Below are 21,817 nucleotides of genomic sequence, written 5' to 3' on the forward strand. Positions count from 1 at the left end.
GCGCCCTATCTGCGGCTGCGAGCATCGCGGTCGGCGAGCTCGGTGAGGCGTGCGTTGTAGGCCTCGAGCTCGGCTTCGCCGGTGCGGTCGGCGTGCCGGTCTCGCCGCTTGGTCTCGCGGTCGTCGCTGCGACTCCACTGAATCGCGACCGTGATCGCGAGGATCAGGGTGGGGATCTCACCGATCGACCACGCGATACCGCCGCCGGTGTACTGATCCTCGAGCGGTGTGACACCCCAGGTGCGACCCATCGACCCGAACCAGTCGGCGACCATCAGCCCCGACTGCATCATGATGGCGATGCCGAAGAACGCGTGCATCGCCATCACACCGATGAGCAGCAGCAGCCTGCCGGCGTAGGGAAGCCGCCACGGCACCGGGTCGATGCCGATCAGGGAGAGCGCGAACAGGTAGCCGGTGATGAGGAAGTGCGCGATCATCCACTGGTGGCCGAGGTGGTCGTACAGCGACCAGCGGAACAGGTCGGTGTAATAGAACACCCACAGTGAGCCGATGAACAGGGCGGCCGCGACGAACGGGTTCGTCAGGATGCGGGCGACGGGCGAATGCACCGCCCACAGGATCCACTCCCGCCCGCCGCGGGTGCCGTCGTCGCGTTTGCGGATCGCCCGGGCGGCGAGGGTCACCGGGGCGCCGGCGACCAGCAGCACCGGGATCGCCATCGTGAGCAGCATGTGCCCCACCATGTGCATGCTGAACAGGTAGTCCTGGTAGACGTTGACGACGCCGCCGGTGACCCAGACCAGCAGCACCATGCCGGCGACCCACATGATCGTGCGATACACAGGCCACGCGTCGCCGCGCCGGCGCAGCCGCCACACCCCGGCGAGATAGAAGAAGATCGCGAACCCGGCGAGCACCGCCCACAACATGTCCACGTTCCACGCGGTGACCCACCGTTCGATCGTGAGCTCCGGGGGCAGCGGGGCACCGGTGAGGCGTTCTGCCGGCGAGGGGATCTCGGGAAGCGGGGCCGGGTTCGGTGGCGGAGTGCGGGCCAGCGCTGCGGCGGCGCCGCTGGCCACACCCATCAGTGCCAGCTCGAACGCGATGAGCATCCAGAAAGGGCGGGATGCCGCGTCGGAGCTGCGCATCCTGCCGATCAGGCGGGTGCGGTACCACGCCCCGAAGAGGCCGAGGCCGACGAGCGCGACGACCTTGATGCCCAAGATCGCGCCATAGGGCGAGAGCAGATCGGACCACTCCTGCAGGCCGATGGCGGCGCGCACCGTGCCGGACACGGCGACGAGCACGAACGCGGCCAGAGCGATGCTCGAGTAGCGGGCGACGAGATCGGGGATGCGGCGACGGTCGAGGGCTGGACGGACGGCGATGAGCAGCAGGAGCCCGCCGAGCCACACCGCGGCGCCGATGATGTGCAGGATGAGCGCCATCATCGCCTCGTGGTGGAAGGCGTCATCGCCGGAGTGCCCCTGCGTGCCCATCGGCACGAGCGAGGCCACCGCCACCAGGGCGACCAGAAGCGTCCCGACCCAGGACCGCACGGCGAATGTCAGGACGGTGAGGGCGGCGCCGGCGACCGTCGTGATCAGCCATGTCCTGCCGACCTCGAGCTCGACGAGGAACCGGCCGAGCTGGGCACCGAACTGGGGGCCTGCGTCGATGGCCGGGTTGAACACGCTGAGAAGCGTGAGGAACCCGGTCGCGCCCGCGGCCACGGTGAACAGGGCTGCAGAGATCGACGCGGTATCGAGGGCGGCGTCGAACTCGCGCTCACCGGCCCGCAGCGTGAACAAGGCGGTCACGAGCACACCGACCATGCCCGCGGCGGCGAGATTCACGACCAGTTTCGTGACCGGAAGCCCCCAGCGCACAACAGGGCCGGCGTCGCCGAGTGGGATCTGCGCGGCACCCCCACCGAACCACAACGCCCCGACCAAGGCGATGAGTGCGACCCCGCCGAGGATCGCAGGCCCTGCGACCCGCAAGACGCGAGGAGTCATTCCTGTCGCGGTCGGAGTGACCGCTGTCCGCGTTCAGTGGCATCCGCACCCGTGGTGGCGGGAATCGAGAGTATCGGGGTCATGTGCGTGCTTTCGGCTCGGGCAAGAGGGCGGGGCAGGGGTGCGGGGTCATGTGAGCCCGGAGTAGGAGTGGAGGCCCTGGAAGAACATGTTCACGATCGTGAAGTTGAACAGCACCGCGACGAACCCGATGATGGACAGCCAGGCGGAGCGGGTGCCGCGCCAGCCGCGGGTCGCGCGGGCGTGGATGTAGCCGGCGTAGAGCACCCAGATCACGAACGTCCACACCTCCTTGACATCGAAGCCCCAGTAGCGACCCCAGGAGTCGTTGGCCCAGATCGCGCCGGCGATCAGGGTGAACGTCCAGAACACGAACCCCACGATCGCGAACCGGTACGCGAGGGACTCGAGCACGTCGGCGGCGGGCAGAGTGCGCAGAAACCCAAGACCGTCGGCGCGGGCAGTGTCCGAGGATGCTCGGGTGCGGCGCTCCCGGCGGGCCTGCAGGAGCTGGGTGATGGAGATGCCGCAGGCGATCGCGAACAGGGCGGTGGCCAGGGACGCGACGAAGACGTGGATGACCAGCCACACGCTCTTGAGCGGATCCATCAGCGGAACGACCTCGACGTAGAACGAGACCGTCGCGCCACCCAGCAGCAGCACCACCATGCCGATCAGGAACGCACCGAGGAAGCGGAGGTCGTAGCGGCGCAGCACCAGCAGGTAGACGGCCACGATCAAGACCGTGCCGGTCAGCGCGAACTCGTACATGTTCGCCCACGGCACCCGCTCCGCGGCGATGCCGCGCAGGATGGTGCCGGCCAGGTGGAACAGGAACGCGAGGACCGTCAGCGACGTCCCGATCCGCGCCCACAGCAGCCGTTGACGCTGCGCGGGCGGCGTGCGAACACTGTCCACCGACCCACTCTGGGCGTTGTCCGTCTGCTGGCCCGCCCGTGCGGTAGCGCCGGCCAGGACCGGCTCCCGCTGCGGGACGCTGGCGGGGACGGAGCGCCCGGCCAGGTCGATGGTGTACGCGATGAACGCGAGCAGGTAGGTGGCGATCGCCGTCCACACCAGCAGCAGCGAGATGCCGTCGAGGGAGAGCGTGTCGATTCCGGTCATGGCAGGGTCATCCTCTTCGTCGTTGCGGGCAGGGGGTGGGCGGGAGCATCGTTGCGCGGCGGATGCGTGCGGGACATGTGTCAGCCCGCGTTCGCTTCCAGCCAGGCCAGCGAGTCGACGGCGGTGCCGTCGAGATACACCTCGAAGTGCAGATGATTTGCGGTGGAGCGGCCCGTGCTGCCGACAAGCCCGACCAGCTGCCCGGCCGTGACGCTTTGCCCGACGCCGACCTGCCGGCTACCTGTTTGCATGTGTGGGTACACCGTGCTCACCTGCTGCCCGTTCAGGACGGATTCCACCACGACGGTGACCCCGTACCCGCCGTAGCTGTCCTGTGAGATCCGCACCACACCGTCGAGAGACGCGTAGACGGGGGTTCCGCCGGCGGCGACCATGTCGGTGCCCATGTGTGCGCCGCCGCGGTCGCCGAACCGGTCGGTCACGGTGAACGGGCCGCCGACCGGCCAGCGCACGGTTCCGCTGCCGGGGGGCACCATGCTGTAGTCAAACGGCAGCGAGGCGACCTGCGCAGCGCGCGCGCGTTCTGCGGCTGCTTCTGCCGCCTTCTTCTGGTCGATCTCCGCCTGGGTGGTGGCCGAGTAGCTCTCCCGTGTGTGCTGCGTCCCAGTCGCGTCGGAGGCGACGATCAAGGATTGCGCGTCCTCGGACGCGACTTGCTGCAGTGTCGGGATCTCGAGGTCCGCCGGCTGCCAGGCGGCATACGCGGGGAGGGCGAAGGTGGCGATCAGGCCGGTGACCACCGTCAGGACCGCCAGGGAGCGCACTGGGCGCAGCGCGATTACCCGACCACGGGCGGACGTTTCTGCGGGCGGGCGCCGTGGGGGGCGGGTGGTGATGCTGGTGACTGGCGGGGTTGCGGCGCGGCGGAGGCTGCGGCGCGTGGGGGGCGTCTGGGGCTGGTCGCCGCCGCCGGGTGGGGTGGTCTGGTCAGTCATGATGTCCTGGTTCGTTTCGGATCAGATGGACACGCCGCGGTCGGCGAGGAAGGGGATGGGGTTGACCGGGGAGCCGTTCATGTAGGCCTCGAAGTGCAGGTTGCAGCCGAACGCGTTGCCGGTGTTGCCTTCGCTGCCGATCAGGTCGCCGGCGTTCACGCGTTGGCCGTATCCGACGTAGAAGCCGCCGGGGCGGATGTGGGCGTATCCGGTGCCGATCCCGCCGCCGTGGTCGATCTTGATGTAGTTGCCGTAGCCGCCGTTGTACCCGGCGTAGACGACGGTGCCGGCCGCGGCGGCGTAGATCCCCGCGCCGCATCCGCCACTGAGGTCGACGCCGTAGTGGTAGCTGGTCGAGCAGTACCCGTTGCCACACTGGGAGCTGCGCGGCCCGAACCCCGAGGTGCGGTGCCCGGAGGTCGGCCGTGCCCACCCGGAGCTGACCACACCCCCACCAGCACCTCCCGAGGCGGCGAGCCGTTCCGCTTCGGCGCGCTCCGCCGCTCGCCGCTGCTCCTCGGCGATGCGGGCAGCCTCCACCCCGGCCTGATAGTCGGCGATGGTCTTCGCGGTGGTGTCCTCGAGGGCGGCGAGCTGGGCCTGCAGCTCGCCGAGGTGGAGGGTCTGCGCGTCCAGCGCGGCCTGCGCAGCATCGGCGGCCTGCTGCGACTCGAGCATCTTCTGCTCGGCGACCTGCTGCAGCCGGTCGCGCTCATCCCGGGCCACCACCGCCTGATCGGTCAGGCTCTGGGCGGCATCGCGGGCGGTGAGCGCCGCAGCGTAGACGGCCTGGTTGCGTTCCAGCAGCTTGTCCATCACGCCCAGCCGGGACAGGAGATCGTCCGCGGTCGCGGCCGACCCGGAGAGGAACAGCTCGAGGGAGGTGGTGTCGCCCCCGTCGCGGTACAGCTGCGCGGCGATGCGGCCGGCCTTGTTCGCCGCGTCGGTCGCGTTCTGCGCTTCCAGGTCGGCTTGGGACTGCAACGTGTCGGCGCGGATGGATGCGTCGAAGTACTCCTGCTGGGCGGTGTAGAACGCGCCGGCGGCCTGCTCGGCGGCGGTGCGGGTGCGCGCCACCTCGCCGGTCAGGCTTTGGATGAGGCCCTGGATCCGCTGCACCTCGGCAGCTTTGGTGGCCTCGTTCGCTTTCGCGGCCTGCACGTCCTCCCAGGACGGATAGGTCGCCGCGAACGCTGCCGGCAACAGCGGGCCGGCGACCAGGACGGCTGCCGCGCTCAAATGTTCCCGCCGTCAGCAGAGTGCGCCGGCTCACCCCGGCCCGGAATGCGCGGCTCTCCGCGGGCGTGGGCGCGCACCCACACTCCTCCGCCGTCAGGTCACCAGGAAGGGTGAGATCGCTGCCCGTCGCCAGCGTTCGCAGCGACCAGGCCAGTCGACCTCCGGCAGGCCTCATCCGTGGCGTGTTCATGGGTGCCTCCCCGGATCAGTCGAACGATCTGCGGCGGCCGCACGCGTGCGGGCACGGTGGGAGAACCCCGCCGCGGTGAGAGCGCCGGCGGCAGCGAGGACGATGAGAGCGGTGAGCCAGGGACCGAGGATCACCGCCGGGGTGAGTCCGGTGCGCAGCGGGACGGTGGTGATCGACGCGTCAACGGTGTCGACGCCGATGCTGTCGACGGTGGTGCCGTCCGGGGTGATGACCTGGCTGGTGCCCACCGTGGAGACGTTGACGACCGCGCGGCCGGTTTCGATGGCGCGCATCCGGGCGAACGCGAGCTGCTGCAGGTTCTCGTCGGTGCCGCGGAAGTCGGCGTTGTTGGTCTGGAACACGAACACCTCTGCGCCGGCGCGGGCACCGTCCCAGATCACGGCGTCGTAGATCACGTCGAAGCAGATCGCCAACCCCACCCCGACGTCGCCGACCTGCACGAGCGGCGGGTTGCTGCCGGGGGTGTATTCGCGTTGGATCAAGCCCACCAGGTCGGGGACGATCAGCTCGTAGAACCACCGGTCCGGCACGTACTCGCCGAACGGGACCGGGTTGACCTTGTCGTGCCACTGCCGGCCCGTGGGATCCGCGGTCCACAGCAGGGACGTGTTGAAGACATCGTCGCCGCGGGTGGTGGCGGCGTTCATCAGCAACGGCGCCCCGGCCGAGCGCACGACCCGGTCCAACGCCTCGGCGGCGGCGGGATCACTGAGCGGGTCGGCGTCGACGCCGCCCTCCGGCCAGGCCAGCAGATCCATCGGCTGCCCGTACAGCGGCACCGTGGCGGCGGTCTGCGCGGCCAGGACGTCGCCGGGCACCTTGTCGTCGAAGTACCCGGTGGGGCCGTTGCCCTGCACCCATCCCACGCGGAACTCCCCGGCCGGCGCGGTGGGGAACTGCGGCGCTATCACCAGGAGAGCGGCGACGCTCACAGCAGGGTGCAACCCGAGCATGAAGCGGATGCCGCCGGCGCGGATCCACTGCACCACAGAGGCGCACAGAATGACGATCAGCAGGGACAGGCCGGTCACGCTCGTCCACGACACGGCCTCCGCGAGCGGGCCGCCCACCTGGGTCATCCCGAGGCGCGCCCACGGGAACCCGGAGTACGGCCACGCACCCATCACCACCTCACGGGCCGTCCACAGAACCCCGATCAGCGGCGGTACCGCGAGCAGCTGCACGAGGCCGCGGGCCGGATAGCGGGCGGTCCACCGGTAGGCGAGCGCGATCGGCACCGCGCCCGCGCCGAACAGGACCGCTTCCAGCCCGGCGAGGGCAAGCCACGGCACCGGGCCGAGGAACTCCCCCACCCACACCAGATGGGTCGTGTAGAACACGGCGCCGAACACAGTGCCGACCAGCAGCGCCCCGCCGATGCTGCGGCCGATCAGGGCCACCAGGGCGACCGTGACACTCACGAACGTCAACGGCCACCACCCCACCGGTGCGGAGGCGAGATCCAGCAGCAGGCCGGCGGCCGCGGATGCCAGCACCGCCGCCCACACCGGCAGCGACCATGCCGCCACGGTGCGGCGCGGCGTCTCCTGCTCCGGCGCGGCGGCCGGGGCGGGTGTCGGCAAAGGCGTGCGCATCGGTCAGGTGTCTTTCTGGTGGAGTCGGGTGAGGTAGTCGTTGTACGCGTCGAGCTCAGGGTCGCCGTGTGCGTCGGCGCGACGGTCGGCGGCGACCGCTTGGGCGGTGTCGTCGCGGAACCAGCGGTGCATGACGTAGATGAGCATCAGCAAGGTGGGGGCCTCGCCGTAGGACCAGGCCAGCCCGCCGGCGAGGCGCTGGTCTTCGATCGGGTCGATGCCCAGCGCGCTCGTCGGGCCGGCGAACCCGTCGATGAGGGTAGTGGTGGCCATCATCAGGAAGACGCCGAAGAAGGCGTGCAGGGCGGCCTCGGCGAACACGTCCAGGGCGCGGCCGCCGTGGCTCATCCGCACCGGCAGCGGGTCCGACGACAGGATCGGGATGGTGAACAGCATCCCGGCGACCAGGAACCCGACCTCGAGGAGGGTATGGCCGGTGACGGTGGACAGGATCGGATCGGCGAAGTTCGCCAGGTACAGACCGTAAAACGCGGCCAGGTATAGCGGCACCGCCAGCCACGGGCTGAGCAGCCACCGTGCGGTGCGACTGCGTAGCCCGGCGTGCGCGGCGCGGAGCACCAGGAGACCTGGGCCGTGGTGCGGGGTGGCGCGCAGCAGCAGGGTGCCGGGAGAGCCGAGGACCAGCAGCGGCGGGATCGCCATCATCAGGGTGACCTGCTGGAACATGAACACCGAGAACAGGGCGTACCCGAAGTTCTCCACCGCCAGGCCGGTGACCGCGGCGAGGGCGACGCAGCCGAGCAGGAAGCTGACCGTCCGCCACACCGGCCAGCCGCGGCCGCGGACCCACATCCGGATCGCACCGGCCAGGTAGGCGACCGCGAGGAGTCCCGCGAGGAGCGGTAGCACCGGAGCCGGAAGCGGGGCCGGGGTCAGGAACCCGCCGAGGGTCGGCGGGGCGTCCGGGATCCACACGGTCGTCACGGTGTGTCCTTCGCAGGCTGGTCTACGCCGAGGGCGTGCGCGTGGCGGGTCGCGAACTCGTCGACGGCGCGCGCCAAAGCGGGGTCTTCGCCGCGGGCCAGTCCCGCGTACTCGACGTGCACACCATCCGGGGTGGTGCGGGCTTTCACCCAGAGCCGGCGGCGGGGCACGAACAGGCCGGCGAACAGGCCGAGGGTGGCGAGCACGGAGAACGCGAGCACCCAGCCGCTGCTGGGGTCGCGTTGGATCTGCAGCGACGCGAACCGCTTCACCGGCTCCTCCGCCGTGACCTCCTCCCAGGTGATCGTGCCCCACCCGTTCGGCAGGTCGACGGTGGCGCCGGGGGTGAGCTCAAGGGAGTCGGCGGCGGTGTCGCCGCCGGTGTGCTGGGTGAGCCCGTCGACCTCGAGCGTGTACACCGACCTCGGAGTGCCGTCGTCGATGCCGAGATCCCCGCTGAACACGTTGAGAGTCAGCACCGGATTGACCACGTCCGGGTAGACGGAGGTGAACGCGCCGGAGGGCAACACCCCCTGGGTGGGGTAGAAGAACCCGACCAGCCCGACCTGTTCGGGCAGCCCGTCCGGGATCTTGATGATGCCCAGCGAGGTCATGTTGGAGTCCTGCGGCAGGAACGGCTGCGACTCGCTGTACACCACCTCGCCGGCGGCGTCGCGGATCGTGAGGGTGGGGGCGTAGCCGTTGCCGAGCAGGTAGATGCGATCGCCGTCGACGGTGATCGGGTAGTTCACGATCACGCTCTGCGCCCGATCGTCCTGCCCGGGTTGGCGGATGGTGATGTCGGCGGAGAAGTCTCCGGCCTGGCCTGCGCCGGGGGTGCCGGGCAGCCGGTAGGAGACCTGGAAGTCGTCGAGGGTGAGCGAGTAGGGGGCAAGGCCCGTGCCGTCGACGAAACGGCCGGGGTTGAACGAGGAGTAGTCGCTAAGCGCGTTCACGAACGTGGTGCCCTCCACCACCACCCGCTGCCCGGTATACGCGAACGACCCGCCGATCGCGACCGAGACCAGCACGCCGACGAGGGCGACGTGGAAGATCAGGTTGCCGGTCTCGCGCAGGTAGCCGCGCTCGGCCGACACCGACGCGGCTCCGCGGGCGTCGTATCGCTCCACCCGGTATCCGGCCTTGCGCAGCTGCTCTGCCGCGACGTCGATCGCGTGCGCGGCCGGGTCGGTCCTCCCTTCCTCTCTCGGCAAGGTCAGTTCCCGGTACTCCGAGAGCCGCGACAGCCGGGCCGGGGTGCGAGGGGGGCGGGAGCGGAGCGCCTTGTAGTGGTGCTTGGCGCGCGGGATCACGCAGCCGATCAGGGAGGTGAACAGCAGCAGATAGATCGCGGAGAACCACGGCGACAGGTACACGTCGAACAGGCCGACCGCATCGGCGAGGGGGAACACGTCAGGGTTGTCCCGCTCCCACTGGATGACACCGTTGGGGTCGGCGCTGCGCTGCGGGAACAGGGACCCGGGGACGGCGGCGATCGCGAGGAACAGCAGCAGGACCAATGCGGTGCGCATGCTGGTCAGCTGCCGCCATGCCCACCGCAACCACCCGGTGATGCCCAGCGCCGGCTGGGTGATCTCCGTCGCGGATTCGCTGTCGGCGTGGTCGCCGGGGCGTAGCGGGTCGGCGGTGACGTCGATGCCGGTGTCAGAGCGGGAGGGGGACATTGATCACCACCTGTTGCAGCTGCGACATCAGTGCCGTCCACAGCCCGGTCACCATCAGCAGGCCGAGGGCGATGAGCATGGCCCCGCCGATGATGTTCAGGGCGCGGATGTGGCGGCGCAGGAACGTCACCGATCGGGACGCCCACCCCCGTCCGGCCGCGAGGATCAGGAACGGGATGCCCAGGCCCAGCGAGTACGCGAGCCCGAGCAGGCCCGCGCGGGCGGGGTCACCGAGGTTCCACGACATAGAGATGATCGCTGCGAGCGTCGGGCCGATACAGGGGGTCCAGCCGACGCCGAGCGCGAACCCGAGAAGCGGCGCCCCGATCAGCCCGGTCCTACCCTGGGCGCGAGGGCGGAGGGTGCGCTGGGCAATGCCGAAGAAGCCGAGGAACACCAGGCCGAGGGCGATGATGACGACCCCGAAGACGCGAGTGAGCACATTGGCGTATTGCAGCAGCAGGTACCCGAAGGTGCCGCCGAGGATCGTGACGGCGACGAACACCACGGTGAACCCGGCGATGAACAATGTCACGCCCAGCAGCAGCCGCGCGCGCTCCGCCGTCACCGTGCGCCCCCCGTCCAGCGTGGGGGCCGCGGTCGTCGTGGTGGTGCCGCCGAGGTAGCCGAGGTAGCCAGGCACCAGCGGCAGCACGCACGGGGACACGAACGACACCAGCCCGGCGAGGATCGCGACCGGGATCGCGACCCACAGGGCGCCGTCGACGATCACCGCTCCCGGATTCATGAGCTGTCCTCGGCGAGGGTGTCGGCGACCAGGGTGGACAGGATCGACGCGCTGGCCAACTGCCCGATGATCCGCGCCGCGACCCGCCCCTCCTGGTCGATGACCAAGGTGGTGGGGGTGGCCTGGATCGGAGTGACCTGCGCGAACGCGAGCTTGACCCGTCCGTCGTTCACGTCGATCACGCTCGGGTAGGTGACGTTGTTGTCACGGGCGAACGACAGTGCGGTGGCTGGCTGGTCGTAGGTGTTGACCCCGAGGAACGCGACACCCTGCTCCTGGTACTCCTGCCAGACCTCCTCAAGCAGAGGCGCTTCGACGATGCACGGCCCGCACGCGGCGTACCAGAAGTTCACCACCAGCACCCCGCCGCGGTAGTCGTCACTGGACACCGTCTCCCCGGTCTCGGTGACGCCCTCGAACACCACCGGCTCTCCACGGTCGGCGTCGGGGATCTCGACGATCTGGAAGTCGCCGGAGATGTAACCTTTCTCGCTTCCGTCCCGGTACTGCTGCGCGAGCGAGTCGCTGGACGTGCACCCGGCCAGCAGCAGCGCCGCGACCAGCGTCATGGCGGCAAGGACGCGGCGGCGGATCATGCGCGCTTGACCTTGATCAGGGCGCCGGCGACCAGGAACACGACCGCGGCGACCGGCTGCGCCGCAGTCCACACCGGGCCGGTGAACGGGAACGGGAACACCGGGTTCCAAATCACGGCGATCACGACGAACACAGGCAACCACCACCACTGCCGCGCCTGGATCGCGAACCACCCCACGATGACCGCGAAGATCGCGGCGACGAACAGCACAACGGTGAACCAGTCCCCGCCCATCAGTACCGGCGCGAGGAACAACACCGCCGCCGCGAGCAGCCCCGGCGCGAACGCGTTGCGCTGGTATACGGACGAGGTCCGCTGCTTCGCCATCATGACCCGCTCACCACGGAGCCCGTCGCAGGCGCCGCGCTGTCCGCGCTGACGCGGGAGCGGCGGTGTCGGGTCCACAGGCTCAGGCCGAGGACGATGACGCCGGCACCGAGGGCGACGTCGGCGAGGTTGCCGATGAACAGGTTCCCGTAGGCGAGGAAGTCGGTGACGTGCCCGACCCCGAACCCAGGGGGGGAGAACAGCCGGTCGATCAGGTTCCCGATCGCGCCCCCGAGGATCAGGCCGATCCCCATCGCCCACCATCCGGTCCGCGCCCGCGCGGCGGCGACGACCAGCAGCACCACGGCACCGACCCCGAGGAGAGTGAGCAGCCCGGTGACCCCGGCTCCGAGGGAGAGGATCGCGCCGGGGTTGAACGCGAGCTGCAGCCCAAGCAGATCCCCCAGCAGCGGGATCCGCTCCTCCTGACTCAACCCTCCCAGTGCGGCCGCCTTCGTCGCCTGGTCGACCAGGACCACCACAGCGGCGGCCAGGCACGCGACCGCGAACCGCCGGGTCTGCTCACGAACCATCAGCGGCTCCTCCTGCGTTCGCGAGGGCCGCTGATAACCCGGTCATCAGACCGGCTATCAGGAAGAGGTTTTTGGTGTCAGAAGTCGAAGAGGTCACCGAGGAACCCTTCCTTCCGCCGACGCCCGGAGCGACCGTGATGATCCCTGTCGCGGTCAGAACGGTGGTCGCCCTCGCGCGGATAGGGGGCGGTGCTGGTTTGCCGGCCGCCGCCGGCAAGGTCGGCGGCGCGGTCGATGATCTTGTCGAGCTCGCCACGGTCCAGCCAGACGCCCCGGCACTGCGGGCAGTAGTCGATCTCGACCCCGGAGCGTTCCGTGATCAGCAGGGCGGTCCCGTCGACCGGACATTTCATGAGGGGTTCTCCTTCTGTTGCTGGTCGTCGGCGGTTCCACCATCCGCGGCGGCCGCGGCCGCGGCTGCTCGGTCGCGGCGACGACGCTCTCTGGCCACCATGAGCACGACCACCAGCGCGCCGCCCAGCACGATTACGCCACTCAGGACCGCAAGGACGGGGAGGAGTTCCCAACCTCCGGATGGCCCGTTGTGAACCTCTCCGGACGTATTGGCGGCAGATGTGGGAGACGGGTCGGGTGTCTGCTCCTCGGTCGCTTCGGGGGTAGGGGCGCTGGTGGGGACGGTGACCGCTTCGACGGTGTACTGGTACTCGTTGCTGATCGGGTGCCCGTCGCTGGACACGACCCGCCACCGCACCGTGTACACGCCCGCCTGACCAGGCGTCACCGCCTGGGTGACCGTGGTCCCGTCGATGACCGGATCCCCCGATGCGATGTTCTGCCCGTCCGGGGCGACCACCTCAATGATCACGGCGCTGAAATCGGTGAGGATCTCGCCGCTGAACGTCAGCGAAATCTCCTCCGGGACCACGCTGACCGTGGATCCGGCTTCCGGGGAGGAGGAGACGATCTCATCGTGCGCGGCTGCGGGCGCCGCGGTGGCGAACAGGAGCCCGGCGGCCAGCAGCAGCGTCGTCAGAGTGGACAGGAGGAGGATGCGTCTCCGTGAGCCGGATCGGTGCGGGTGTTCGTGGTCGGTGACGGTGGTCAAGGCGGTGGTCCTTTCAGGGCCGGTTGATGATGTGCTGGGCGATCGTCGTCGCGTCTTTCCAGACCCCGGCGAGGGTGTCGGAGCCGCGGCCGCCGTACTGCGGCATCCCCGCCACGAACAGCCCGGGCAGGCCGGTCAGGGTGCGCCGCGGCCGGTCGACGCGGGCCGGTTCCGGGAGCCAGTCGTCGCCAGGGGTGTAGCCGGTGGCGAGGATCACCGAGCGGGGGGATGCCTGCGTGCCATCGGCGAAGGTCACCCCGGCGCCGGCCGCGTCCTGCACCGCAGCTGCGATCGTGACCCCGACGCGGCGCAGCTGCTCATAGCTGTCGCCGAAGATCGGCTCGGGGCGACGCTCCCGCGAGAACAGCGGCACCCTCTCCCCCGCCGCGGCGGGATAGCTCATCGCGGGGCGATGCTGCCGCCGGGTTCGCACGGACAGCGTCACGGTGTGCGACGCGGACAGTTCGCGGGCCAGCTGCACACCGCTGTTCCCGCCGCCCACGATGAGCACGTCGCCGACGGGGATCTGCTTCGGGTACAGGTACTCGCTGCTGTGCAGCACCACCCCGGGCATCGTCAGCAGAGACGCCCACTCCGGAATCCGCGGGTGCGCGGCCGCGCCCGTCGCGCAGATCACGTTGCGGGTCTGCACCTCCCCTGCCGTCGTCGACAGCAGCAGAGTCGAGCCGTTCCCGCGATGCTCCACCCCGGTCGCCTGGATGCCCCAGACCGTCTCCACGCCCAGCCCGGCTTCCACGAAGGTGAGGTAGTCCGCCATCTCGTCCACTCGCGGATGCCGGCGCTGGTCACCCAGCAGCCGCCGCGGAGACAGCGCGCTATGCCGGGCGTCGCTGAGAAGCTCCATCGAATGCCACCGTGAGGACCAGGAACGCTGCCCCGTGCTGGCGGCGTCGATCACCACAAACTCGTGCTGCGGCCGCAGCCCTTCCGCGGCCAGAGCCGCGGCAACCGCGAGCCCAGACTGCCCGGCGCCGACGATGATCGCCCGCCGATGCGTCAAACCCGCCCGCATCACCGGCCACCGTTCACCGCAGCCTGGATGGCGTTCTCGAGGTCGTCCCACTCCTGCAGCTCGAGCAGCTCACCGTCGAGGAAGAACGTCGGCGTGCTGCTCACCCCGAGCGCCTGGCCCTCCTCGAAATCCAGCTCCACCCGCTCCGCCATAGCCGGGTCCGCCACGGCGGCGTCATAGGCGGCCATGTCCAGACCGATCTCCTCCGCGAAGCCACGGAACAGGTCGGCGCGAGACTCCTGCGCCTCACCCCACTCCGCCTGCGTCTCGAACAACCGGACATACATGTCCTCGAACCGGTCCTGCTGCGCGGCCGCTTCCGCCGCGACCGCCGCGTTCTTCGAATTGAAGTGACCGGGCAGCGGGAAGTAGCGGACCACATACGTGATCTCCCCAGCGAACTGCTCCCGCATATCCTCCACGATCGGGAAGAACGCGCCACACGCCTCGCACTCGAAGTCGAGGAACTCCACCAGGGTGACAGCGCCCTCCCCGCCGTCGTCGAGGACATGCGAGCTCTCCCGCACCACCTGCGGGGATGCGTCACCGCCCCCAGATGAAGGTGGAGCGGACTGGCTCTGATTGACAAGGACATAGATCAACGCGGCGATCACCATCACCACCACAACGGCAATGGTGACGAGCGTCGCCTTCACAGGGGTTTTCATCGGGTACTCCAAACCAAGACACGGCACAGGACAGAACCCGGGCACGCAGCCCGGGACGAAGCGCCACCCGGAAAGGGTGGCGTGCCAAATGTCAGGTTCGGGAAAGACCCAACTGCGTCAACGAAAAGACAATCGGGTGAGCACGGGCAGCCGGCGCCGGAAGCAGCGAAGGCATCCGTGGCCCGTCACCGAGAACCGGAGGCATCCGCCGACGCCACAACCCCCGCAGCACCACCATGAACGTCAGCCCGCACAACACGCCCAACATGCACAGCGCAGCGCCCACCAACGCGTTCGGCCCAGAAACGACGCCACCGGCGACCGCCTCATGCTCGACTGGGGCGTCTGCCACGGGCTCGACGTGGGGGTCCATGAACCCAGAAATCACCAGCGGAACAGGAGTCGAACCGTCCGCCTCTGTGTGACCCGTCGCTGCCAGACCCAACATCAGCAGCAGCGCCAAACCGACGCTGGTAATGAGCCTCATTATCAACAATTGCTCATTCAGCGTCGTGGAGCGCGGAGTCCGGGCCGAAGAGACCATCGCCCACAGCCTACCGTGCGCACCTAAACCCATTCGGAGCCCGGTTCACCCGAGCACGGGAGCGCCGGCAGCGCCGGCCGGGTCCGGCGCGGCTAGCCGGTCAACCAGGACGATGACGACGGCAACGGTGGCGAAGGTGGCTTTGATGGGGGTCTTCACAAGGGCCGGTTCCAAGTCGGGCGGTGTTCTGCCACCGCGGGGCGAGGGGTCGGTGGTCAGGCGTGGGCGGGTTCGGGCTGGCGAGCGGGCACCGTGGCGAGTTGCCGTAGCGCAGCGGGGCGACGGGCGGCGCGGACGCCATTGAGGATGACGACGACCTCGGCGATCTCATGCACCAGCACGACGCCGGCGAGCCCGAGGATGCCGAACAGGGCGAGCGGGAACAGCGCGACGATGATCGCCAGAGCCAGACCGATGTTGGCGGTCATGATGCGTCGGCCGCGGCGGGCGTGGGCGAGGGCGCCGGGGATGAGGCGGAGGTCGTGGCCGATGAAGGCGACGTCGGCGGACTCGATCGCCGCCGCGGAGCCTTTCACACCCATCGCGATCCCGACCGTCGCCGTCGCCAGTGCCGGGGCGTCGTTGATGCCGTCGCCGACCATCGCGGTCGGTTGCTGCGTGACGAGCGCCTCAATCGCGGCGGCCTTGTCGGCGGGCAGCTGCTCGGCGCGAACGTCGGTTACGCCCGCCTCGGCGGCGATGGCGTGGGCGGTGCGGGTGTTGTCGCCGGTGAGCATGATGGTCTCAATGCCCTGCGACTGCAGCATCCGGACCGTCTCGGCCGACTCCGGGCGCAGCTCGTCCCGCACGCCGATCAGGCCGGCGATCTGCCCGTCCGCCTCGACCACGACGACGGTCATGCCCTGCGCGGCAATCGCCTCCGCGTTCAACTGCTGGCCGGCGGGATGGAGCCAGCGGACATTGCCGACCCGGATCGCCCGGCCGTCGACGGTCCCGGTGATGCCATGCCCGGCCTCCTCGACCACCTCCGTTGCGGGGCTGGCGACGGGTGCGGCCGCGATGATGGCCGCGGCGAGGGGGTGGGTGCTGGTGGCCTCCACGGCGGCGGCCCAGGCGAGCAGGTCGTCGCGGGTGATACCGGGTGCGGGCTGGACGTCGACGACGGTGGGCTCGTTGCGGGTGAGGGTGCCGGTCTTGTCGAGGGCGACGGCGCGGATCGTGCCGAGCTGCTCGAACGCTTCACCTGACTTGATGACGACGCCGAACTTTGACGCCGCTCCGATCGCGCTGATCACCGTCACGGGCACCGCGATGGCCAGCGCGCACGGGGATGCCGCAACCAGGACGACGAGGGCGCGTTCGATCCAGGTCCACGGGTCGCCGACCAGCAGCCCGAACAGGGCGACCACGGCAGCGGCGATCAGGACGACGGGAACGAGCGGCTTCGCGATCCGGTCGGCGAGGCGTGCCCGGTTGCCCTTGCGGGCGTGGGCCTGCTCCACGAGGGCGACGATCTGGGTGAGGGAGTTGTCGCGGCCGTCCGCAGTTGCCTCGATCCGCAACGTCGCCGCCCCGTTGACCGAACCGGCGGCGACCGGATCGCCGGGGCCGACCTCGACCGGGATCGACTCGCCCGTGATCGCCGACGTGTCCAGGCTCGACCTACCCTCCACGACCACGCCGTCTGTGGCGATGCGATCGCCGGCACCGATGACGAGGATGTCCAGCTCACGCACGTCCGCGGCGGGGATCGTGACGTCGCTGGTTAGGCGGGAGACGCGGACAGTGTCGGGGATGAGGGACAGAAGGGCGCGCAAGCCTTCCTTGGCGCGGTCCATCGCCCGGTCTTCAAGCGCCTCGGCCAGGGAGAACAGGAACGCCAGGGTCGCGGCCTCGCCAACGTGGCCGAGCAGGACCGCGCCGATCGCGGCGATGGTCATCAGCAGCCCGACCCCGAGGCGACCGCGGATGAGGCGGCGGATCGCGCCGGGGACGAAGGTGTAGGCGCCGGCGAGCAGCGCCGCCCACTGCAGCACCAGCGCCGGGATGTGCAGACCAGTCCACTCGAACGTGTATCCGGCGAGGAGGAACAGCCCGGACAGCGCGGAGGGAAGCAACGCGAAGTCGCGCCACCAGGGCGGGCGGACCTCCGGCTCCTCGTCCGCCTCGGTGGGGGTGGTGGCGAGGTCGGGGCCGCAGCAGGCATCGCCCGCATCGTGCACCGCGCTTGGCGCCGCGGTCTTGGAGGAGGGTTCCGCGGCGCAGCAGGCGTCACCGGTCGAGAGCGGCCGGGACAGTTCGATGCGCCGGACCGTACCGGGCTTGCGCGGCTCGTTGGGGCCGCAACACTCTTCGCTCACTGCACGCTCTCCTTCGTTGCGGGGGCGGGCGTCTGCTCTAGGAACGTGAGCGCGGCCAGTGCGTCATCGGTGCCGGTAACGGAAAGGCGCAGGTCGGGGTGGGTCGTGTCGATCGCCCAAGTCGCGAACGCGCAGCAGGACTGCTCGGTGCGGACCAGCTCCGTCAGCCGGGCGGTCGCGTCGTCGATCTTTGGGTAGTGGACGGTGATCTGGGCGGCCGTCCTGTCGATGTCGAGGAGGTAGTCGTCGTTGAATTCCTGCCACGCGGCTAGCTGTGCAGCACCAGCGCCGGGCGTCAGCGTGCAGGCCACCGGCAGCAGGTCACGGTCGATGAGGCTCATGCGCAGCACTCGCACTGATCGTCCATGCACGGGGCGCCCTCGTCGACGGCGACGACCGCCTCGAGCAGCTGTCGCAACCCCTGGGTCAGATGCGGGTCGGCGATCTCATACCGGGTGCGCCGACCTTCCGGTGTGGCGACGATCAACCCGCAGCCCCGCAGGCACGTCAGATGATTCGAGACGTTCGTGCGGGTCAACTCGAGATCTCGTGCCAGCTCAGCCGGGTAGCCGGGAGCGTCCAGCAGTGTGAGGAGGATCCGGGAACGGGTCGGGTCGGCCATCGCCCGACCCAGCCGGTTCATCACATCGAGGCGAGAAGGAAGAGTCAGCACAGGCTGACTATACATTCTCCGCTGTACTAATGCGAGGGCGGATGAGTCGCGGTACCCCGGCGACCATGACCACCATTGCGACGAGCTCCACCAAGGTCTGAGTCACTACAACCAACGGCGTCAGAGCGAAAGATGCCGGCAGCGCGAGAGCGAGCGGGAGCACGACCAGCGAGTTGCGGGTGACCCCGCTGAACGTGGCCGCCCGGCGGCTGGGAACATCCAAGCGTGCCGCGCTCCCGAGGAGCGCACCGAGTGGTGCCACGATTAGGACGAACACGACGAACACGGGAACCGCGATTAGCAGCTGGCCGAGAGCGCTGCTCACGCCGAAGACCTGCGAGCCGATCACCACGGCGAGAGTCAGCATCATCAGCGGCACCATTGCCGCCAGCACCACGCCCTCGATCGCGCGGCCGGCACGGAACCGTTTCGCCAGCAGCTGCGTGGCGGCGGCGAGAACGAGCGGCAGCACGATCAACAACAGAAATGCCTCCACGAACGGATGCGGGTCGAACGCACCCACCACCTCGGCGCCGGCCATCAGCCACAGGTACACCGGCAGCAACACGATCTGCAGAAGCATCAGCAGGGGCGTGGCAGCAAGCAGCCGCGCACGTGCACCGCCAGCCAGGCCAGTGAACACAATCACGTAATCCACACACGGCGTCAGCAGCACGAACAACACCCCAACGAGCACCGCCTGATCAGCCGCCACGGCGCGACTCAACCCGAACACGACCACCGGCACGACGACGAAGTTCAGGACGAGCACGACGCCCAGGAACCGCCAATCCGTGAAGGCCCGGCCGATCGCCGTGAACGGCACCCCCAGGAACGTCGCGTACAGCAACAACCCGAGCACGGGATTGATCGCCGACTCGAGCGGATCCGCCACCGCCGGCACGAGTAGACCGACCACCGCACCCACGGCGATCGCTGCGAGGTAGAGCACTACCTGATGCCGCTCCCACCACTCCACAGCTGTGCACACGAGCACAAGCCTGTCGAATGTAGCCGGTGCGCCCCTAGGGCGTGTTGATCAAGAAGGTGCGGGGTGGCCAGCCGCCGCGAGTTGCGCGGGAGAATGGGCGTGTGAAGATCCAGGTGCTGCATATCGAGGATTGCCCGAATTGGCAGGAGGCGGGCGATCGAGTACGGCTGGTGCTCGACTCGATCGGACGGGGCGATGTTCCGGTGGAGTTCGTGTTGATCCGCACCGAGGCTGAGGCGGTGAGCTCTGGTTTCGCGGGCTCGCCCACGATTCTTCTGGACGGTCAGGACTTGTTCCCGTCCCAGGGGAACACTGCCGACTTGGCGTGCAGGGTCTATCTGACCGAGCGCGGCTTTGCGGGTGCGCCGACGGTGGGACAGCTTGAGCGCACGCTGCAGGAGCGCGAAGCGCTCAGCGGAGATCGGTCTTGATCCAGATCAGCGCCGCGGCGAGGCTGACGGCGGCTCGGTAGTTGCGGGCGAGTTTGTCCGAGCGCATCGCGATGCCGCGCCACTGCTTGAGACGGTTGAAGCAGCGTTCTACGACGTTGCGTCCCTTGTAGCGTTCCTTCTGCTTGTCGCCGAAAGCGATCGGCCGGCCCGGCTTCTTGCGGCGGTGCGCGATCTGGTCGTCCCGCTCGGGGATGGTCGCCGCGATCCTCCGGTCGCGGAGCCAGGCGCGGTTCGCCCTTGAGGGGTACCCCTTGTCGGCGAGCACCCGGTCGGGGCGGGTGCGGGGGCGGCCCTTCCCGTCGCGGGGAACGCGGATGTTCTCCAGCACCGCGCTCATCATCGTGGTGTCGTTGATGTTCCCGGCGGTGATCATCATGCTCAGCGGCCGGCCGCGGCCGTCGCAGACCAGGTGCAGTTTGGTCGTCAGCCCGCCGCGGGAGCGTCCGATCCCGTGATCAGGCGGCTCGGACCACGGATTCTTGTGATTCGGCACAGCCCCCTGTGTCCCGGGCGAGGGTCGCGCCGTGCTGATGCACGCGCGCGATCGTGGAGTCGATCGAGACGACCCAGTCGATTTCCCCAGCGGCGTCGGCCTGCTTCTGCACCTCGGTGAGCAGCTTCTGCCAGGTGCCGTCCCCGGCCCACCGGTTGAACCGCTTGTAGATCGAGTTCCACTTCCCGAACCGTTCCGGAACGTCACGCCACGGCGCACCGGTCCGGTACTTCCACGCCATCCCCTCGATAGCGAGCCGGTGATCCGTCCACGGCCGCGACCGACCGGTCACCGTCGGCATCAACGGCTCCATCACGGCCCACACCTCGTCAGAGATCTCCTGTCGCGTCACCGTTCAAGACTCACCCACCGAGGAGCGGAACCTCTTGATCAACACGCCCTAGGTGCATGCCAACTACCCGCGGAATCTGTCATTTCGGATAGGAACCGACACGGCACTTACACGCATCGTTCTCACCAATCTTTCGGATCCGCCACTTGTCCGCCACTTCATCTAAGAATCCGCCATCTTCGCCGAGAACCTACAGTTTTCAAATTTGCAAGTCGTTTGAAAACCGTCGTGGAATTCGCAACTCTCACCGAGAACCTTCAAGAGTGCGGAGGTGAGCCTCGATGTCGTCGCGACGGGCGCGGGCAGCCGGCTGCGCGCTCGCGTGCGCTCGCGGGGGCGCACGGCGCCGGATGCCGAGCTGCGACCGGCCTCCCACGCGCGCGACCTCGGCGCACGCCTGCGCACAGATGGTCGCGACACGCTGCTCGAGGCGCTGTTCGCCCTGCCGCCGACCACTCCTGTCGTGTCAGCCGAACATCCCGAAAAGCAGGCCACACCCCCGTCATAACGTCGTCATCGCACCCCCGGACACCCGGCCCGGGAGCAGCGATGAAACGGAATCGACGTGAACGACCTGCACAACCTTCTTCCCCTCGCGGTGGGCATGCTCCTGTCCCCGCTGCCCATCGTGGCCATCGTCGCGATCGTGCTCGCACCCCGCGGCCGCGCCTGCGCCCCCGTCTACACCGCGGTCTACACGCTGGTCGCCTTCGCCGCCACGGGCCTGGGCGCGCTGGGCGCGGCCCGCGCGTCGGCGTCGAGCGGCCCCGCGGCGCAGACGGTCTCGCTGATCCTGGCGATCGTCCTCGGCCTCGGCTTCACGGTGTTCGCCATCGTGAGCTGGATGTCGCGTCCGAAGGACGGCAAGCCCGCGACCGCGCCGACGTGGCTCGCGGCCATCGACAGCGTCACCCCCCTCTCGGCAGCCGGTCTGGGCCTCGTCATGGCGGTGACCAACTCGAAGAACATCCCCCTCGAACTCAAGGCGGGCGCCCTCATCGGCGAGGCACACCTCGCCCCCCTCGCCGCCGTCGGCCTGTGCCTGGCCGTCGCAATGATCGGCTCTCTGCTGCTCGTGATTCCGGCTCTGGTCCAGCTGACCGGCACGGCCCGCGTGCTCTCCGCCCTGCAGGCGCTGAAGTCGCAGCTCATCACGCACAACGCCGCCATGATGACGGTACTGTTCGCGATCCTCGCGGCGAACGAGCTCGCACAGGTCATCCACCGTCTGGCCGCCTGAGCACCACCCCTCCCAC

24 protein-coding genes are annotated in these 21,817 nt (G+C 69.3%); 3 read left to right on the forward strand and 21 right to left on the reverse strand.

The annotated features are described in order from the left end of the window. Positions 1 to 5: 5 nt before the first annotated feature. The 20 genes from JOE53_RS09030 to JOE53_RS09125 form a co-directional block, all read right to left on the reverse strand. Positions 6 to 1,985: a cytochrome c oxidase assembly protein gene (locus JOE53_RS09030; protein WP_204947462.1), complete on the reverse strand. Its 1,980-nt coding sequence runs from the start codon at positions 1,983 to 1,985 to the stop codon at positions 6 to 8. A gap of 129 nt (positions 1,986 to 2,114) precedes the next feature. Further along, positions 2,115 to 3,131, reverse strand: coding sequence for a c-type cytochrome biogenesis protein CcsB (gene ccsB, locus JOE53_RS09035; protein ID WP_204947463.1), 1,017 nt, complete (start codon positions 3,129 to 3,131; stop codon positions 2,115 to 2,117). 80 nt (positions 3,132 to 3,211) lie between these two features. Further along, entirely contained in the window at positions 3,212 to 4,087 is an 876-nt protein-coding gene (locus tag JOE53_RS09040; protein ID WP_233449528.1) for a M23 family metallopeptidase, read from the reverse strand. Positions 4,088 to 4,108: 21 nt separating this feature from the next. Beyond that, entirely contained in the window at positions 4,109 to 5,326 is a 1,218-nt protein-coding gene (locus JOE53_RS09045) for a M23 family metallopeptidase (RefSeq protein WP_309297575.1), read from the reverse strand. Between the two features lie 186 nt (positions 5,327 to 5,512). Beyond that, a complete protein-coding gene (gene lnt, locus JOE53_RS09050; protein WP_101305216.1) occupies positions 5,513 to 7,132 on the reverse strand; it encodes an apolipoprotein N-acyltransferase in 1,620 nt (539 codons plus the stop codon). 3 nt (positions 7,133 to 7,135) lie between these two features. Beyond that, the gene (locus JOE53_RS09055; protein ID WP_061681226.1) at positions 7,136 to 8,077 is read right to left on the reverse strand and encodes a cytochrome c oxidase assembly protein; all 942 of its coding nucleotides are present in this window, start codon (positions 8,075 to 8,077) and stop codon (positions 7,136 to 7,138) included. Further along, positions 8,074 to 9,762, reverse strand: coding sequence for a cytochrome c biogenesis protein ResB (resB, locus tag JOE53_RS09060; protein ID WP_045246897.1), 1,689 nt, complete (start codon positions 9,760 to 9,762; stop codon positions 8,074 to 8,076). Before resB ends, JOE53_RS09055 begins: the two co-directional genes overlap by 4 nt. After that, on the reverse strand, positions 9,743 to 10,510 hold the full coding sequence (locus JOE53_RS09065; protein ID WP_204947464.1) for a cytochrome c biogenesis CcdA family protein: 768 nt from the start codon (positions 10,508 to 10,510) through the stop codon (positions 9,743 to 9,745). The genes resB and JOE53_RS09065 overlap by 20 nt, the downstream gene beginning before the upstream one ends. After that, on the reverse strand, positions 10,507 to 11,106 hold the full coding sequence (locus JOE53_RS09070) for a TlpA family protein disulfide reductase (RefSeq protein WP_233449529.1): 600 nt from the start codon (positions 11,104 to 11,106) through the stop codon (positions 10,507 to 10,509). The genes JOE53_RS09065 and JOE53_RS09070 overlap by 4 nt, the downstream gene beginning before the upstream one ends. After that, positions 11,103 to 11,438, reverse strand: coding sequence for a DUF6804 family protein (locus tag JOE53_RS09075; RefSeq protein WP_045246900.1), 336 nt, complete (start codon positions 11,436 to 11,438; stop codon positions 11,103 to 11,105). Before JOE53_RS09075 ends, JOE53_RS09070 begins: the two co-directional genes overlap by 4 nt. Further along, complete coding sequence (locus JOE53_RS09080) at positions 11,435 to 11,968, reverse strand: signal peptidase II (RefSeq protein ID WP_045246901.1); 534 nt, start codon at positions 11,966 to 11,968, stop codon at positions 11,435 to 11,437. The genes JOE53_RS09075 and JOE53_RS09080 overlap by 4 nt, the downstream gene beginning before the upstream one ends. Positions 11,969 to 12,045: 77 nt before the next feature. After that, the gene (locus tag JOE53_RS09085; protein ID WP_045246902.1) at positions 12,046 to 12,321 is read right to left on the reverse strand and encodes a TFIIB-type zinc ribbon-containing protein; all 276 of its coding nucleotides are present in this window, start codon (positions 12,319 to 12,321) and stop codon (positions 12,046 to 12,048) included. After that, a complete protein-coding gene (locus tag JOE53_RS09090; protein WP_204947465.1) occupies positions 12,318 to 13,034 on the reverse strand; it encodes a copper resistance CopC family protein in 717 nt (238 codons plus the stop codon). The genes JOE53_RS09085 and JOE53_RS09090 overlap by 4 nt, the downstream gene beginning before the upstream one ends. Positions 13,035 to 13,047: 13 nt before the next feature. Continuing rightward, positions 13,048 to 14,067, reverse strand: coding sequence for an NAD(P)-binding domain-containing protein (locus tag JOE53_RS09095; protein ID WP_045246903.1), 1,020 nt, complete (start codon positions 14,065 to 14,067; stop codon positions 13,048 to 13,050). Then, positions 14,067 to 14,735, reverse strand: a complete 669-nt coding sequence (locus tag JOE53_RS09100) for a DsbA family protein (protein WP_204948213.1) — start codon at positions 14,733 to 14,735, stop codon at positions 14,067 to 14,069. The genes JOE53_RS09095 and JOE53_RS09100 overlap by 1 nt, the downstream gene beginning before the upstream one ends. Before the next feature lie 91 nt (positions 14,736 to 14,826). Continuing rightward, the gene (locus JOE53_RS09105) at positions 14,827 to 15,279 is read right to left on the reverse strand and encodes a hypothetical protein (protein ID WP_045246905.1); all 453 of its coding nucleotides are present in this window, start codon (positions 15,277 to 15,279) and stop codon (positions 14,827 to 14,829) included. Positions 15,280 to 15,494: 215 nt separating this feature from the next. Then, positions 15,495 to 17,600, reverse strand: coding sequence for a heavy metal translocating P-type ATPase (locus JOE53_RS09110; protein WP_048809234.1), 2,106 nt, complete (start codon positions 17,598 to 17,600; stop codon positions 15,495 to 15,497). Then, positions 17,597 to 17,941, reverse strand: a complete 345-nt coding sequence (locus JOE53_RS09115; protein ID WP_048809235.1) for a hypothetical protein — start codon at positions 17,939 to 17,941, stop codon at positions 17,597 to 17,599. Before JOE53_RS09115 ends, JOE53_RS09110 begins: the two co-directional genes overlap by 4 nt. After that, positions 17,938 to 18,273, reverse strand: coding sequence for a Cd(II)/Pb(II)-sensing metalloregulatory transcriptional regulator CmtR (gene cmtR / locus JOE53_RS09120; protein ID WP_271171057.1), 336 nt, complete (start codon positions 18,271 to 18,273; stop codon positions 17,938 to 17,940). The genes JOE53_RS09115 and cmtR overlap by 4 nt, the downstream gene beginning before the upstream one ends. Positions 18,274 to 18,280: 7 nt before the next feature. Then, complete coding sequence (locus JOE53_RS09125) at positions 18,281 to 19,264, reverse strand: bile acid:sodium symporter (RefSeq protein WP_204947467.1); 984 nt, start codon at positions 19,262 to 19,264, stop codon at positions 18,281 to 18,283. A 101-nt stretch (positions 19,265 to 19,365) separates the two neighbouring features. Here JOE53_RS09125 and JOE53_RS09130 point away from each other — a divergent pair, with 101 nt between their 5' ends. Beyond that, entirely contained in the window at positions 19,366 to 19,695 is a 330-nt protein-coding gene (locus tag JOE53_RS09130; RefSeq protein ID WP_026095586.1) for a hypothetical protein, read from the forward strand. On the opposite strand, the gene JOE53_RS09135 is transcribed toward JOE53_RS09130, so the two are convergent. Next, a protein-coding gene (locus tag JOE53_RS09135) for an IS5 family transposase (protein WP_233449959.1) occupies positions 19,676 to 20,522 on the reverse strand; the annotation gives its coding sequence in 2 pieces (ribosomal slippage) (positions 19,676 to 20,215 and positions 20,217 to 20,522; 846 coding nt in all). The two genes, JOE53_RS09130 and JOE53_RS09135, sit on opposite strands and share 20 nt — an antisense overlap. A gap of 310 nt (positions 20,523 to 20,832) precedes the next feature. Between JOE53_RS09135 and JOE53_RS09140 the strand changes: the two genes are divergently transcribed. Both JOE53_RS09140 and JOE53_RS09145 read left to right on the forward strand, forming a co-directional pair. Continuing rightward, a complete protein-coding gene (locus JOE53_RS09140) occupies positions 20,833 to 21,069 on the forward strand; it encodes a hypothetical protein (RefSeq protein ID WP_233449530.1) in 237 nt (78 codons plus the stop codon). Between the two features lie 57 nt (positions 21,070 to 21,126). Further along, positions 21,127 to 21,801 carry a GAP family protein gene (locus JOE53_RS09145; RefSeq protein WP_005050922.1) on the forward strand — a complete coding sequence of 225 codons (675 nt, stop codon included), beginning with the start codon at positions 21,127 to 21,129 and terminating at the stop codon, positions 21,799 to 21,801. Positions 21,802 to 21,817 lie beyond the last annotated feature (16 nt).

Origin of the sequence: Microbacterium laevaniformans (genome assembly GCF_016907555.1) — a bacterium.
Classification (GTDB): domain Bacteria; phylum Actinomycetota; class Actinomycetes; order Actinomycetales; family Microbacteriaceae; genus Microbacterium; species Microbacterium laevaniformans.

Excerpts from the sequence above, each read along its gene's own strand:
- JOE53_RS09100 (WP_204948213.1), bottom strand. The coding sequence starts at position 14,735 with ATGAAAACCCCTGTGAAGGCGACGCTCGTCACCATTGCCGTTGTGGTG.
- JOE53_RS09040 (WP_233449528.1), bottom strand. The coding sequence starts at position 4,087 with ATGACTGACCAGACCACCCCACCCGGCGGCGGCGACCAGCCCCAGACG.
- JOE53_RS09070 (WP_233449529.1), bottom strand. The coding sequence starts at position 11,106 with ATGATCCGCCGCCGCGTCCTTGCCGCCATGACGCTGGTCGCGGCGCTG.
- JOE53_RS09095 (WP_045246903.1), bottom strand. The coding sequence starts at position 14,067 with ATGCGGGCGGGTTTGACGCATCGGCGGGCGATCATCGTCGGCGCCGGG.
- JOE53_RS09075 (WP_045246900.1), bottom strand. The coding sequence starts at position 11,438 with ATGATGGCGAAGCAGCGGACCTCGTCCGTATACCAGCGCAACGCGTTC.
- JOE53_RS09080 (WP_045246901.1), bottom strand. The coding sequence starts at position 11,968 with ATGGTTCGTGAGCAGACCCGGCGGTTCGCGGTCGCGTGCCTGGCCGCC.
- resB (WP_045246897.1), bottom strand. The coding sequence starts at position 9,762 with ATGTCCCCCTCCCGCTCTGACACCGGCATCGACGTCACCGCCGACCCG.
- lnt (WP_101305216.1), bottom strand. The coding sequence starts at position 7,132 with ATGCGCACGCCTTTGCCGACACCCGCCCCGGCCGCCGCGCCGGAGCAG.
- JOE53_RS09065 (WP_204947464.1), bottom strand. The coding sequence starts at position 10,510 with ATGAATCCGGGAGCGGTGATCGTCGACGGCGCCCTGTGGGTCGCGATC.
- JOE53_RS09085 (WP_045246902.1), bottom strand. The coding sequence starts at position 12,321 with ATGAAATGTCCGGTCGACGGGACCGCCCTGCTGATCACGGAACGCTCC.
- JOE53_RS09115 (WP_048809235.1), bottom strand. The coding sequence starts at position 17,941 with ATGAGCCTCATCGACCGTGACCTGCTGCCGGTGGCCTGCACGCTGACG.
- JOE53_RS09105 (WP_045246905.1), bottom strand. The coding sequence starts at position 15,279 with ATGGTCTCTTCGGCCCGGACTCCGCGCTCCACGACGCTGAATGAGCAA.
- ccsB (WP_204947463.1), bottom strand. The coding sequence starts at position 3,131 with ATGACCGGAATCGACACGCTCTCCCTCGACGGCATCTCGCTGCTGCTG.
- JOE53_RS09030 (WP_204947462.1), bottom strand. The coding sequence starts at position 1,985 with ATGACTCCTCGCGTCTTGCGGGTCGCAGGGCCTGCGATCCTCGGCGGG.